The organism is Nonomuraea sp. NPDC052129 (assembly GCF_040680095.1).
GTDB lineage: Bacteria > Actinomycetota > Actinomycetes > Streptosporangiales > Streptosporangiaceae > Nonomuraea.
The window spans coordinates 230,024-242,970 of sequence record NZ_JBFAVX010000002.1; the positions used below are offsets into that span (position 1 = coordinate 230,024).

The window sequence follows — 12,947 nt, forward strand, 5'->3', positions numbered from 1 at the left end:
GGCCATCATGGCTGACCGTCAGATCGTTCTCGACACCGACCTCGGCTCCGACGTGGACGACGCGCTCGCGCTGGCCGTCCTGCTCGGGTCGCCGGAGGTGGACCTGCTCGGCTGTGTCACCGTCTACGGTGACACGGCGCTGCGGGCGCGCCTGGCCCAGCGGTTGGTACGGCTGGCCGGCCGTACCCTCACCGTGGTGCCCGGCGCGGAGAAGACGCTCACCGACCGCGAGGTCTGGTGGGCGGGCCACGAGGGCAAGCTCTTCCCCGACCTCGACATCGAGCAGATCTCCCATGAGCCGGACGCCGCCGCCTACCTCACCGAGCTGGTACGCCAGGCACCGGGCCAGATCGACGTCGTCGCGATCGGCCCGCTGACCAACATCGCGAACGCCATCCAGGCCGACCCGGAGTTCGCGGCGAACGTCGGGCACCTGTGGATCATGGGCGGGCGCTTCGACTCCGCGAAGCCGGAGCACAACTTCAAGTGCGACCCCGAGGCCGCGAAGATCGTGTTCGACTCCGGCGCCCCGATCACCGTGACCGGGCTGGAGATCACCACGACCGTGCGGCTGGACGCCGGCGACGTGGCCAGGATCGCTGAGGCAGGCGAGTTCGGGCAGGCGCTGAAGGCGGAGATCGAGCAGTGGTGGCGGTTCTGGAACGAGGAGTGGAACAGCCCGCACGACCCGATCACGGTGCTGACCCTGCTGGCGCCCGATCTGTTCGGGTTCACGCCGGAGGGCCACGTGGCGATCGGTCCCGATGGCGGGAGCGTGTTCACGGAAGGCGCGGGCCGCACGAGGATCACGGTGGCGGCGCGCGCGGACGAGGTCGCCGCGCAGATCGTCGCCAGGACCGTGGCGGCGGATCACGCCACCTAAGGCGTCCGCCGGTCCTGGCAGCCGCACGAGCCGCGGACCACGAGCTCGGCGGGGTAGATCTTCGTCACCGGCTGGTGGGCGCCCTGCTCGACCCCGGCGATCAGCGTCTCCGTGGCGAAGCGGGCCATCTCGTCGATCGGCTGCCTGATCGTCGTCAGGCCCGGCACGGTGAACGCCGACTCGCGTGCCCCGTCGAACCCGACGATCGCCAGGTCACCGGGCACCCGCAGGCCCAGGTCGGCGGCGGCGCGCATGGCGCCGATCGCCTGATGGTCAGTGGTGGCGAACACCGCGGTCGGCCGCTCGGCCAGCAGCTCGACGGCGGCCGAATAGCCGCCCTCCATGCTGAGCGGGCCCAGCGCGACCAGTGAGCTGTCGAGCCCGGCCTCGGCCAGCCCCCTGCGCCACCCTGCCAGCCGCAGCTCGACGGCCGCGATGTCCAGCGGCCCCCCGATGAACGCGAGCCGGGTGTGGCCGTGCCCCGCCAGGTGCGCGGCCGCGAGCCGGCCGCCCTCCTCATCGTCCACGGCCAGCCTGGAGAAGAAGGGGGGCGCCTCGTGGTCGATCGTCACGACCGGGATGCCGCCCTCCATCTCCTTGACCTGCTGGGGCGACGGGCGCACCCGCATCAGCACCAGGCCGTCGACCTGCCGCTCCATGAACGAGCGCACGTAGCCCTCGGCGCGTGCGGGATCCTCGGCCGAGTTGCCGAGCAGGACGGAGTAGCCGCGCTCCCAGGCCACGTCCTCGCAGGATCTGGTGAACTCGCCGAAGAACGGGCTCTTGCCGCCCGCGCTGTCGGAGGCGATGACGCCGATCGTCCAGGTCCGCCGCGCGCGCAAGGACCTGGCCACGGCGTTGGGACGGTAGCCCAGCTCCTCGACGGCCGCCAGCACCCGGCTCCGGGTCGCCGCGGACACCGGCTTGGGGCCGTTGTTCATCACATAGCTGACCACGGCGGGCGAGGTCCCGGCCAGGCGCGCCACGTCGTTACGGGTTACCACGATCACACCACTTTACCGCCCGGTACACGCCTCTGAGCGCCGCCCCGGGGAGGGGTGCCGCCGGCGACGCTCGCGTCGCCGGCGGCCGGGACGGCACGTCTGTCAGGCGCGATCGGCGGCGATGAGCAGGTACTGGAAGCTGCCGTTCTTGTAGGCGTCGAGGAAGGGCTGTTCGATGCCGGTGGCCAGGGCGGTCTGGGCGCGGAGTTCCCAGTAGGGGATCGTCGCGGGCGTGAGGTCCACGACGCTGATGGGGACGAGGCGGTTGGCCGCCATTTCCTTGAAGTACGTGCTGCGCGGATGGATGTCGCAGATGTAGTGCGCGTTGATCTGGCTGATGGCCCGGGACGGCAGGCCGTAGGCGTCGTTGTAACAGCCGGTGATGCACACGTATCGGCCACCGCGGCTCAGCAGCCGGGCGTGTTCGGCGAACAGCAGCGAGAGCTCGACGTACATGGTGCTCTCGTTGTTCCAGATCGCCTGGAACGTTCCAGACTCGAAGCCGGTGTCGAGCATGTTGCGGAAGTGGAAGCGCACCTTGTCGGCCACGCCACGCTTCCTGGCCTGCTCGTTGGCGAAGGCGACCTGCGACTCAGAAATGGAGACGCCGTCCACGTGGCAGCCGAACCGCAGGTTGGCGACGATGCTGGAGCCGCCTCTGCCCGAGCCCGCGTCCATGACCCGGTGGTGGGGTTGGAGCGGGCCGAGCCGGCTCATGAGGAAGTCAGCCTGCGCCGATTCGAGCCGGTGGAGCTCCTTGATCACGCGTTCGTCCCGGGTCTCCGCGGGGCCGTCCAGGACCGTCCAGTCGACCTCGCCGATGCCGTAGTGATGGTGGTAGATGCCGTCCACTTCGCCCAGCCGGAGGTTGACCGGGTTCTGCTCGGTGTTCCAGTAATCGGCGACGGATCGCTGGTAGAGGCTGCTGAGAACGGAGGAGTCCTGCGTAGCGGTCACCTGAGGGATTCCCTTCTTCAATGAACTGTCGGGGGTGCGGTCAAGACTGATAGCGGCTGGTGGAGCCGTGCCATTCGAGGCAGCCGGCCATCCACGCCTGCGCGCCGCGCAGGAACCGGTGGAGCTCGGGAGACCGGAGGGCAATGAGCGCGCGATGGCTGGATTCGAAGCCCTTGACGAGATCGTTGTGGAGGGCGACCGCGCGTTCGGTCGCCTCGCGGATGGAACACTTCTCCTCGGCCGCGATGAGCAGGATCACGTTGGAGTCGGGGAGTTCGTCCGCGGCCTCCTTCTCGACGGAATACAAGTCGTTGACGAGGACGCTGGCGGTGCCCGCCTGCATGAGCGCGGTGTGGAAGCGCCGCATGAAGAACAGGTCGGCGGGCAGGTTGTAACCGCCCACGATGTCGATCAGCGTCATGGAGGTGTAGAAGCTGTCGTGCTGACGTGCCGCGAGGTAGCGCCAGACCGGCGGCGGCGTCTCCAGGTAGCGCCAAGCCGCGTAGGCGGCCCAGCTCACGTACATCTGGGAAGTGATGTTGCAGACGCGCCCGATCTGTGACGAGCTGGCGTGGCGGGAGATGTGGCTGATGCTCGACCTCAGCGAGACCAGGACGGGGTCGGCCTGGATCGCCTCCTCGAGCTGGCGGGTGTAGTCGCCCGCGGGCGGCGGCGGGTCCATGGCGGAGGTCACCAGGGCCAGCCGCGGTGGCAGCTCGGTCGGCGTCGCGCCCAGGTCGCTCTCGTCGGCGTAGTAGTCGTCGGCCGCCCACCAGGCGGCGTTCGTCTGCGCCGCGATCAGCAGCATGTCGGGATCGTCGGCGTCGGGGTGCGTGAGCATGGCCAGCCGGCCGTAGCCCGTGTCGCTGAACTCTTTCATCCGGCCCTCGTGGAGCCCGATCCGCTCCGCCCACGCCACCAGGCGCCGGTTGACCTCGTCGCCCAGGTCCTCGTTGACGCGTACGGTCTCGGGGCAGTACAGCGGGGGATACGACCCGTCGCCCCACTCCCGCTCCTGGTAGGCGAGCGGCTCAAGGTCGTACGTGAGCATGGTGCTCGAAAGGGTCAGCCGCGGCTGCGGGGGTTCGTGCCCGTCGTGCTCGCAGACCCTGGGCGGGGGCCACTGGTCCGGGGACGGGACACGCAGCGCCGAGGTGCCCAGGCCGGTGGGACCGGCCACCATCCGGGCCAGTGAGTCCGCTTCGGCGGGCTTCTCAGGTATGGCCTGGACCCGCGCTTCGGCGGCTCGGCGGACGGAGGGGCCGGCCGGCAGTGTGATGGCGGCCGGAGGTTCTGCGGTGTCGTCTGCGGGCATGCGGCCCTCTTCCTAGGATCGTCAGGAGCGGGGGGCGGCGATGTTGGCGTTCTCCAGGATCCCGATCGCGTCGGGCACCAGGATCGCCGTCGAGTAATAGGCGCTGACCAGGTAGGACATCACCGCCTGGCTGTTGATCCCCATGAAGCGGACGTTCAGGCCTGGCTCGTACTCCTCGGGGAGGCCGACCTGGTGCAGGCCGACCACTCCCTGGTCCTCCTCGCCGGTGCGCATGGCGATGATCGAGCTGGTGTGCCCGTCGGTGATCGGGATCTTGCCGCACGGGAAGATCGGGATTCCGCGCCAGGCCGGGATCTCGTGGCCGTTGACGTTGGCGCTGCCCACGGTCAGGCCGCGCTTGTTGCATTCGCGGAAGAAGGCCGCGATCGCCTTGGGATGCGCGAGCAGCAGGCGGGTCTTGCGGCGCATGCTGATCAGGTCGTCCAGATCGTCGGGGGTCGGGGGACCGGACCAGGTGTTGATCCGCTGGCTGTAGTCGGCGTTGTGCAGCAGCCCGAACTCGCGGTTGTTGAGCAGCTCCCACTCCTGGCGTTCGCGGATCTCGTGGATCGTCAGGCGGAGCTGCTCCTCGAACTGGTTCATCGGCTCGTTGTAGAGGTCGGCCACGCGGGTGTGGACCCGCAGGACGGTCTGCGAGACGCTCAGGGGGTATTCGCGAGGGTGGAGCTCGTAGTCCACGAAGGTGCCGCCGATGTCCGGCTCGCCGACGTGCCCGGCGGCCACGTGGACCGCCGCCTCGCCGCGTTTGTTGACCGGTTTGCGGGTGCCCTCCAGGTAACGCTGGATGTGCTCCCGCAGAGCGGGCGATTGGTCGAGCAGCCGCTGGAACTCCCGACGCGGCGACACCATGACCGTCCCGGCGGTGGTGGCCTGGATGGAGCACGGCCACCGGGCATCGTCCTGGGCGAAGACTTCGTCGCCGAACTGGTCACCGTCCGCGATGACCCCGAGCACCACCGTGCCGCCGTACTGGCCGGTGGACAGCCGGTTGAGCCGGCCGTGGGCGATGACGAAGGTCTCGGTGACCGGCGTCCCGGCCTCGACGATGACCTCCCCGGCCTGGAACCGCCGCGCCGTGAACGTCGAGGCGAGCGCGCTCAGCACGTCGAGGTCGCCGAACCCGCGCAGGGCGGGCAGCTCCGTGAGCGTCTCCGAGATGATCCACACGTCGTCGGCGCCGTTCTGCACCACGCTGACCCGGCCACGTCCCACCGCGTGGGTCAGGCGGCGGTTGACCCGATAGGTGCCCCCGGCCACGTCCACCCACGGAAGCATGCGCAGCAGCCAGCGGGAGGTGATGGCCTGCATCTGCGGACGGGTCTTGGTGGTGGTGGCCAGGTTGCGCGCGGCCCGGGTGTCCAGGCTCAGCCGGTGTTCCGCTTGCTCGGGGGGCATGTTTCCTCGCACTCTCTTATCGTGGAATGAAACCCGTCGGCTCAGCTGGCCGATTTCGGCGGCTTTGAGAGTACGGGTGGGAAATCTCTTCCGGAGAGCATCAGATCGACGCGGGTAATTCCTCGGTCGTGGTACCGCGGAATGTGAGCGGCTCTGTCATCGAATTCTTGGTCGCCTTCACGCTGGTGGTCCGGTCGAGGCGTCTTCGATGCTAAAGGCCATTCCGCAGCCAATCAATGGCCCTCTCTGGCTGTTCGACCATCCAAGTACGTCTGATTTAACCGATAATTCGTGAACTACCGGCGGAAAAAGCAGAGGACCCGGTCCGCACCAAAAGTCAGGTGCGGACCGGGTCCTCCTTATGAAATCAGACCGTCTCGACCCTGAACGTGGTCTGGTAGGTGTGCGACTCCTGAGCCCCCAGCCAGATCATGCTGCCGTCCTCCCGGGCCGCCGCGTCGCCGCCCACGTGGTGGGTGGACGGCTCCAGGCCGATCGCGTAGTTCCCGGAGCGCAGGTTCAGCCACTCGAAGAAGCACGGGAACTGCGCCGCCCGAAACTCCACGCTGACCGCCATGCCCAGCCGCTCGTTGACCACCGCGACCCGGTGCAGGCCCTCGGCGCCGGGGTTCAGCGCGTGCTCGTACACCTGCTCCACGAAGCCCGGCACCGGCCCCGGCAGCGTCAGGTGGTCGGCCCCTTGCTCGGCGACGCTGTCGCTCTGCCAGAGGGTCTCGCGGATGTCCGCCTCGAACCGGGCGCCCTCGTCGAGCAGCGGCCAGCCGAGGTTGATGTGGTACAGGAACATGTGCGGCGTCGGCTCGAACCCGGCGTTGGTCACGGTGTCGCTCAGCCGGATCTCGTCCCCGCCCAGGTCGGCCTCGATGCGGCGGGTCAGGGTCAGGTTCTCGCCGAAGACCGCCGCCTGCCGTACCTCTCCCTCGGCCCACAGGACGCAGCGGTCGCCGTCCCAGCGCTCGCCGTAGCCGGTCAGCCGGGCGGGCAGGTTGCCCGCGCGACCGTGCAGGCCGTGCCGTACGGACTGGCGGGGCGGGTAGCGGTAGGTGTCGGCGGGGACCTCGCCGCCGAACAGCGTGTGGTCGAGGCCGCCGGTGACCATGAGCCCGGAGAACGAGCGCAGCCAGGACAGGCCGTCCTCGTCGTTGTTCTCGTGCAGCCCCGGATGGCGGAAGCCGGTGGGGGAGCGCCAGCCGAAGGACCGTCCGGCGTGCTCGGCCGCGCCGATGTCCATGCACCGGTCGACCAGCACGTCGAAGGCCAGCCCCGAGCCGGTGCGGAACTCCAGCGTCCGGATGCCGCGTTCGGCGCCGTCGCCGAGCGTCACCAGGCGCACCCCGCCCATCGCGGCCGGGTCGCCGGTGAGCTCCGCCAGTTGCCTGCGGGTCGGCGTCATGCCATCACCCACCCTCCGTTGACTTCGATGGTCTGGCCGGTGACGAAGGACGCGTCGGGGCCGGCCAGGAAGGACACCACGGCGGCCAGCTCCTCCGGCCGGCCGCGCCGCTGGAGCGCCTGCCGTTCGAGGACGAACCGGTTGTACGCCTCGGGATCCGGATGGATCTCCTCGGCGGCCGTGGGGAACGCGCCGGGCGAGACGCAGTTGACGCGGATCTCGCGCGGCCCGAGCTCGCGGGCCAGAGCCCTGGTCAGGGCGGTGGCGGCGCCCTTGGTGGCGACGTAGGCGGCCAGGTCGGGCCAGCCGCCGTGCATGGTGATCGACGCGATGTTGATGATCGCGCCGGCGCCCAGCGAGGTCATCTGCCTGGCCGCGTGCTGGGCCGCCAGCCAGTAGGCGCGCTGGTTGACCGCGTGCACGTCGTCGTACTCGGCCAGCGGCACCTCCAGGAAGGGCCTGCTGGGATAGATGGCCGCGTTGTTGACCAGGACGCCGACCGGCCCGAGCGCGGCGGCCGTACGGGTGAAGGCGTCCTCGATGGCGGCCGGGTCGCGCAGGTCGGCCGCCAGGTTGAGCGCGCCGTCGAGCGAGCCGGCGTCGAGGTCGAGCGCCGCCACCTGGTGGCCGTCGGCCGTCAGGCGGCGCACGATCGCCTGGCCGAGCGCGCCGGCCGCGCCGGTTACCAGCGCCGTGGTCATGTCCACTCCCTGTGCAGGTCGTCGAGCAGGTCTCTGGCCGGTCGGCGGGCGGTCAGCCCGTCGCGGAGCAGCGCGGAGGTCCGCTCCTGCTTGCCGATGTAGCCGGGGAAGCGCGGCCGGATCCAGGCCGCCTCCACGGTGTCGCGGGTGTCGCGGTAGAAGCCCGAGGCGTCCCAGGCGGAGCGGGCGGCGGGCTGGCCGCCGGTGGCGGGGAACAGCCCGGTCTGCACCGGCTCCGACAGCAACCGGCGCAGGTGGGCTCGTACGGCGTCCTTGGTCCCGCCGTCGCGCACCCGGCTCTTGGAGACCGCCAGCCCGGTGCCGCCGAGCACGCTCCCCGGCGCCCGGCCGGGCCAGGCGGGGGCGTCGGCGAAGGCCAGCGGGTAGGTGGCGTACCCGTACACCAGCGGGCAGAGGTCGGGCCCGCCCGCCGCCATGGCGTCGAGGACGCCGATCGGGTTGCGCAGGGAGACCTCGGGGTCGGCCAGCGCGAGCAGTTCGGCCATGAGCTCCAGCGCCCGCAGTCCCGCCTCGCGGTCGAGGAAGTCGCCCGAGCACAACGCGCAGAACATCAGGAAGGCGTGCGGACCGCCCAGGCACAGCGTCAGCCGCCCGCCCTTCCGCGCGAACTCCACCGTCTCTGGCCAGGTCTCCGGGATGTGCGTGCCCGGCCAGGCGGCGGCCACCTGTGCGGCCGCGTCGAGCGGCAGCGCCCACTGGCGCCCGTCCAGGTGGTAGCTCTCGTAGGAGCGGCCGACGGTACGGGCCCGGAAATCGGCCAGCTCGGGCGGCGCGAACAGCTCGTCCATCGGCACCAGCGAGTCCAGCGCCGCGCCCAGTCCGGGATGGTCGATCACCAGCACGTCGTACGACGCGCTGAGGGTGGCGATCGGCTCGGACTCGAAGCCTTCGAGCGGCTGCCGGTCCCACTCGATCGGCTCGGGCACGTCGCCGTACGGGTTCGGCCCGGCCAGGTCGAGACGGGTGAGCTCGTCGAGCGGGGCGTGGCCGCGGGGGTGGTCCCAGGTCAGTCCGCGCACGCCAGTACGCCCTTCTCCACCAGCTCGGCGGCGCGTTCCGCCGGGTAGCCCAGCTCGCCGAGAATCTCCGCGGTGTGCTCGCCCACCAGCGGCGCGCCCCTGCGTACCTGGGGCGGGGCGGCGCTGAGGCCGTACGGGAAGCCGGGCGTGGTGACCGTGCCCTCGGTGCGGTGGTCGTAGGTGACGAACGAGCCGTTGTGCCGGACCTGCGGGTCGGCCACCAGCTCCGCGTAGCCGTACACCGGGCCCGCCCACAGGTCGTGGCGGGCGCAGATGTCCAGCCACTCGGCGGTCGTGCGCTCGGGCAGCCGCCGGGCGACGGTCGAGGTGATCTCGTCGCGCTGGGTGTGGCCGTCCATGTCGGCCAGCTCGGGCAGGTCGAGCGCGACGGCCAGCCCGTCGAGCCTGGGCATGCCGAGCGCGAGATAGCCGTCCTTGGTGGCGAACACCCCGTACGGCGCGCGGATGTAGGTGTGGCCGTGCGGCTCGCGCCCGCGCCGCTGCGGGACCCCGCCGACGGTGAAGACCGACAGCTCCTGCATCTGTACGGCGATGGCCGCGTCGAGCATGTTGACGCTCACCCGCTGGCCCTCGCCGGTGCGCTCGCGGTGCAGCAGCGCGGCCAGGGCGCCCTCGAAGGCGCTGTAGGCGGTGATCGCGTCGATCGCGTAGGTGCCCGCGGGCGCCGGGGGGTCGCCGTCGCGGCCGGTGCTGAGCATGGCGCCGCTCATGGCCTGGAGCAGCAGGTCCTGTCCCGGCCGCGTCACGTACGGGCCGCTCTCGCCGTACCCGGACATGGAGACGTAGACGACGCGCGGATTGAGCCCGCTGATGGTGTCGTAATCCATGCCGAGGCGCTCGGCGACGCCGGGCCGGTAGTTCTGCAGGAACACGTCCGCCGTCGCGGCGAGCCGGTGGACGATGTCGCGGCCCTCGTCCGACTTGAGGTTCACCGCCAGGCTGCGCTTGTTGCGGTTGAGGGACAGGAACGAGGCGTTGACCTGGTTGCCCGTGGCGCCGCCCGCGGGGGCGTGGCGCTGCCACTCGCCGGTCACCGGCTCCACCTTGATCACGTCCGCGCCCAGGTCGCCCAGGCGCATGGCGGCCAGCGGGCCCGCCATGGCGATGGACAGGTCGACCACGCGGTAACCGTCGAGTACGCCCATCAGCGCCCCTCGAAGACCGGCTCGCGGCGGGCGGCGAACGCGGCCCGGCCCTCGGCCGCGTCGGCGGTGGCCATGCAGACGGTCTGCAGGTCGCGCTCATACTGGATGGCCTGGTCGAGCGGCATGGTGTAGGCCGCCTTGAGGTTGGCCTTGGCCGTCTGGGCGGCGATCGGCGGCCGGGCGGCGATCTTCCCGGCCAGCTCTCGTACGGCCGGCAGCAGCTCGTCGGGAGGTACCACCTCGGTGACGAGTCCCCAGTCCTTGGCCCGCGCGGCGTCGATCGGGTCGCCGGTGAGCAGCATGGTGGCCGCGTTGCCGGGGCCGACGGAGTGGGCGAGCAGGGCGGACTGGCCGCTGCCGCCGATCCAGCCGAGCTTGATCTCGGGCGCGGCGAACGTGGCGGTGGTGGCCGCCAGCCGGATGTCGCAGGCCATGGCCAGCTCCAGGCCGCCGCCGTAGGCGTAGCCGTTGACGGCGGCGACGATCGGCTTGCGCAGGGCGCGGACCGCGTCGCCGTAGTCGCCGCGGTTGCGGAACTCCCACGGCGTGGCGTACGCGTCGAGCTCGCGGATGTCGCTGCCCACGCAGAAGGAGCGCTCCCCGGCGCCGGTGAGCACGGCCACCCGGATGGCGGGGTCGGCGTCCACGCGGTCGAGGCAGGCGCGCAGCGCATCGGCCATCTCGGGGGTGATGGCGTTGAGTTTGGCGGGTCTGTTCAGGGTGATGACGGCCACCGGGCCGGCCACGTCGAGCAGGACGTCCATGGATTCCCTCAGCAGTGGAGCGCGTCGGCGCGGGCGACCTCGACCACCTCGCGCATGGCCTCCTCGGCCTTGCGGTGATGGCGGCGCCGGATCGCCACGGCAACGCGCTCGTGGTTGGGCAGCGTTTCCTTGTTGTGCGCGACCGATCGGGTGTGCACCTGCCGTACCGAGCGCAGGGCGATGCTGATCATGTCGTAGATGTAGAGCAGCAGGTCATTGTCGGCGGCGCCGAACACGGCCCGGTGGAAGGCCAGGTCGGCGTCGATGAAGGGGTCGGGGTCGTCGGCCGTGGCGTGCAGCGCGGCCAGGGCCTCGTCGATGCGCTGGATGGCCGCCGCGTCCGCCCGCTCGGCCGCCACCCGGGCCGCCCCGGGCTCCAGCGCGACGCGCAGGTCGGCCAGCACCCGGATGTCCCCGGCCTGGGCGTCGGCGCCGAACCGCCAGCTCAGCACGTCGGCGTCGAGCAGGCTCCAGGACTCGCGCGGCCGGACGCGGGTCCCGGCGCTCCTCCTGGTCTCCAGCAGGCCCTTGCCGGCCAGCACCTTCACGCCTTCCCGTACGGCCGAGCGGCCCACGCCGAGCTCGTTGACCAGTTGCTCCTCGATCGGGATGGGCGTGCCGGGCACCAGCGAACCGTCGACGATCCGGGCACCCAGGGCGTGCACGACGTGAGCATGCCGAGCCGTGTCCGGGTAAGGATCAGTTGCCACGGTTTCCTCCGTATTCGGATGTTTGGCACAGTATCGGGACGGTCGGTTTTTTCATAGACTTTCATCTGATGAAGTTCGGGCTTCATCAGATGAAGCTGGGAGTGTCATGCACATCGTACGGTTTGTCAGCCCGCTGACCAGCACGGACGCGGTCGGCGTCGATGGCGGCGACCAGGTGACGCAGCTGGACGGGGTCACCACCGTCGGAGAGCTGCTCCGCCTGCCCGTCGCGGAGCTGCGCGAGCGGTGCGCCGCCGCGGCCGGCCCGCAGCACCCGTCCGCGTCCGTGCGCAGGCTCGCGCCCGTGGACGGGCTGATGGAGGTGTGGGCCGCGGGCGTCACCTACCGGCGCTCGCGCGAGGCGCGGGTGACCGAGAGCGAGCGGGCGGCCGACGTGTACGAACTCGTCTACGACGCCGAACGGCCTGAGCTGTTCTTCAAGTCGGTCGCCTGGAAGGTGTCGGGGGACGGCGGCCGGATCGCCGTGCGCGCCGATTCGGAGATCGACGTGCCGGAGCCGGAGCTGGGCCTGGTGCTGAACTCCGCGGGCGAGATCGCAGGCTACACGGTGGTCGACGACGTGAGCTCGCGCACGATCGAGGGGGTCAACCCGCTGTACCTGCCGCAGGCCAAGATCTACCTGGGCGCGTGCGCGGTCGGCCCGGCGATCCGGCCCGTCTGGGAGGTGGCCGACCCGTACGCGCTGGACATCACGCTGACCATCGCCAGGGCGGGGGAGACGGTGTGGGACGGCAAGGCGTCCACCTCGGAGCTGCACCGGCGCCTGGACGACCTGGCCGGCTACCTGTTCCGCGCCGACGCCTTCCCCGACGGGGCCGTGCTCTCCACCGGCACCAGCCTGGTGCCTGACCTGCCGTTCACGTTGCGCGACGGTGACACGGTGACCATCGGCATCGCCGAGATCGGCACGCTGACCAGCACCGTGGTGCACGGCCTGGCCGCCATGGGCTGAGACGGGCTTGTTCGCCGTCAAGCGCTGAGACCGGCACGACCAGGGCCGGGCACCGTCTCCGGTGCCCGGCCCGTCGTGATTACGGCCCGTCGTGATTACGGCCCGCAGGGCGGCGTGAAGATGCGCAGGATTCCCTGGCGTACGCCCCAGCCTCCGGAAGGCTGGCCGCAGCCCCTCCAGAACTGGCCGACGAGCTTGTCGTTCCCGTCGAAGTAGTCCATGACAAGCAGGACGTCGCCTCCGCCCGGCGGGGTCGAGATGAAGGTCGTCGGCTCGGGCACGGGAGCCGAGGCCGACGCGGTGCTCGCCGGTAGCAGCGTGAGCGCGGCGGCGACGGCGGCTGCCACGAGGACGGCCAGCATCCATGCCAGGACGAAGCCGAAGCCGACGCCGCGCGGGCGGCTGGATCTGATCATAGAGACGTCCCTTCCTGTGAGTTGTCCAAAAGGAGGGCGTTCCATCGCGTTCCTTGACGGGACATCAGCCTGGGCTGCTTCCTTCAGCGGCCCTACTGAGGCTGGGCCACTTTCTCGAGCGGCACTGCTGACGCTGGGCCCACAAAACCGTAAGGGTGCGGTTCCGCGTGATCGGAACCGCACCCTTA

At 70.7% G+C, this 12,947-nt stretch carries 13 protein-coding genes; 2 read left to right on the forward strand and 11 right to left on the reverse strand.

Translation table 11 applies throughout. The features are described from left to right. Nucleotides 1-7: 7 nt before the first annotated feature. On the forward strand, nt 8-883 hold the full coding sequence (locus AB0L53_RS05960; RefSeq protein ID WP_363990959.1) for a nucleoside hydrolase: 876 nt from the start codon (nt 8-10) through the stop codon (nt 881-883). On the opposite strand, the gene AB0L53_RS05965 is transcribed toward AB0L53_RS05960, so the two are convergent. The 10 genes from AB0L53_RS05965 to AB0L53_RS06010 form a co-directional block, all read right to left on the reverse strand. Then, nucleotides 880-1,887: a LacI family DNA-binding transcriptional regulator gene (locus AB0L53_RS05965; RefSeq protein ID WP_363990962.1), complete on the reverse strand. Its 1,008-nt coding sequence runs from the start codon at nt 1,885-1,887 to the stop codon at nt 880-882. The genes AB0L53_RS05960 and AB0L53_RS05965 overlap by 4 nt on opposite strands. A gap of 102 nt (nt 1,888-1,989) precedes the next feature. Next, nucleotides 1,990-2,844 carry a geranyl diphosphate 2-C-methyltransferase gene (locus tag AB0L53_RS05970; RefSeq protein WP_363990965.1) on the reverse strand — a complete coding sequence of 285 codons (855 nt, stop codon included), beginning with the start codon at nt 2,842-2,844 and terminating at the stop codon, nt 1,990-1,992. 40 nt (nt 2,845-2,884) lie between these two features. Next, nucleotides 2,885-4,159, reverse strand: a complete 1,275-nt coding sequence (locus AB0L53_RS05975; protein WP_363990968.1) for a family 2 encapsulin nanocompartment cargo protein terpene cyclase — start codon at nt 4,157-4,159, stop codon at nt 2,885-2,887. 21 nt (nt 4,160-4,180) lie between these two features. Continuing rightward, on the reverse strand, nt 4,181-5,575 hold the full coding sequence (locus tag AB0L53_RS05980) for a family 2B encapsulin nanocompartment shell protein (RefSeq protein WP_363990971.1): 1,395 nt from the start codon (nt 5,573-5,575) through the stop codon (nt 4,181-4,183). Nucleotides 5,576-5,942: 367 nt separating this feature from the next. Continuing rightward, entirely contained in the window at nt 5,943-6,989 is a 1,047-nt protein-coding gene (locus AB0L53_RS05985; protein WP_363990974.1) for an aldose 1-epimerase family protein, read from the reverse strand. Then, nucleotides 6,986-7,690 (reverse strand): SDR family oxidoreductase, encoded by a 705-nt coding sequence (locus AB0L53_RS05990; protein WP_363990977.1) that lies wholly within the window; start codon nt 7,688-7,690, stop codon nt 6,986-6,988. Before AB0L53_RS05990 ends, AB0L53_RS05985 begins: the two co-directional genes overlap by 4 nt. Then, complete coding sequence (locus tag AB0L53_RS05995) at nt 7,687-8,730, reverse strand: hypothetical protein (protein ID WP_363990980.1); 1,044 nt, start codon at nt 8,728-8,730, stop codon at nt 7,687-7,689. Before AB0L53_RS05995 ends, AB0L53_RS05990 begins: the two co-directional genes overlap by 4 nt. Then, on the reverse strand, nt 8,718-9,896 hold the full coding sequence (locus tag AB0L53_RS06000) for a CoA transferase (protein ID WP_363990983.1): 1,179 nt from the start codon (nt 9,894-9,896) through the stop codon (nt 8,718-8,720). Before AB0L53_RS06000 ends, AB0L53_RS05995 begins: the two co-directional genes overlap by 13 nt. Then, a complete protein-coding gene (locus AB0L53_RS06005; RefSeq protein ID WP_363990986.1) occupies nt 9,896-10,660 on the reverse strand; it encodes an enoyl-CoA hydratase/isomerase family protein in 765 nt (254 codons plus the stop codon). Before AB0L53_RS06005 ends, AB0L53_RS06000 begins: the two co-directional genes overlap by 1 nt. Nucleotides 10,661-10,668: 8 nt before the next feature. Then, the gene (locus tag AB0L53_RS06010) at nt 10,669-11,370 is read right to left on the reverse strand and encodes a FadR/GntR family transcriptional regulator (protein WP_358173986.1); all 702 of its coding nucleotides are present in this window, start codon (nt 11,368-11,370) and stop codon (nt 10,669-10,671) included. Between the two features lie 106 nt (nt 11,371-11,476). On the opposite strand from AB0L53_RS06010, the gene AB0L53_RS06015 reads away from it, so the two are divergent. Beyond that, nucleotides 11,477-12,343, forward strand: coding sequence for a fumarylacetoacetate hydrolase family protein (locus AB0L53_RS06015; protein ID WP_363990989.1), 867 nt, complete (start codon nt 11,477-11,479; stop codon nt 12,341-12,343). Between the two features lie 95 nt (nt 12,344-12,438). On the opposite strand, the gene AB0L53_RS06020 is transcribed toward AB0L53_RS06015, so the two are convergent. Continuing rightward, the gene (locus tag AB0L53_RS06020; protein ID WP_363990992.1) at nt 12,439-12,759 is read right to left on the reverse strand and encodes a DUF6289 family protein; all 321 of its coding nucleotides are present in this window, start codon (nt 12,757-12,759) and stop codon (nt 12,439-12,441) included. Between the last annotated feature and the right edge of the window lie 188 nt (nt 12,760-12,947).

Bases quoted from the DNA above. Each gene is read 5' to 3' on its own strand.
- AB0L53_RS05960 (WP_363990959.1), top strand. From the start codon at position 8: ATGGCTGACCGTCAGATCGTTCTCGACACCGACCTCGGCTCCGACGTG.
- AB0L53_RS05975 (WP_363990968.1), bottom strand. From the start codon at position 4,159: ATGCCCGCAGACGACACCGCAGAACCTCCGGCCGCCATCACACTGCCG.
- AB0L53_RS05980 (WP_363990971.1), bottom strand. From the start codon at position 5,575: ATGCCCCCCGAGCAAGCGGAACACCGGCTGAGCCTGGACACCCGGGCC.
- AB0L53_RS05985 (WP_363990974.1), bottom strand. From the start codon at position 6,989: ATGACGCCGACCCGCAGGCAACTGGCGGAGCTCACCGGCGACCCGGCC.
- AB0L53_RS05990 (WP_363990977.1), bottom strand. From the start codon at position 7,690: ATGACCACGGCGCTGGTAACCGGCGCGGCCGGCGCGCTCGGCCAGGCG.
- AB0L53_RS06000 (WP_363990983.1), bottom strand. From the start codon at position 9,896: ATGGGCGTACTCGACGGTTACCGCGTGGTCGACCTGTCCATCGCCATG.
- AB0L53_RS06005 (WP_363990986.1), bottom strand. From the start codon at position 10,660: ATGGACGTCCTGCTCGACGTGGCCGGCCCGGTGGCCGTCATCACCCTG.
- AB0L53_RS06015 (WP_363990989.1), top strand. From the start codon at position 11,477: ATGCACATCGTACGGTTTGTCAGCCCGCTGACCAGCACGGACGCGGTC.
- AB0L53_RS06020 (WP_363990992.1), bottom strand. From the start codon at position 12,759: ATGATCAGATCCAGCCGCCCGCGCGGCGTCGGCTTCGGCTTCGTCCTG.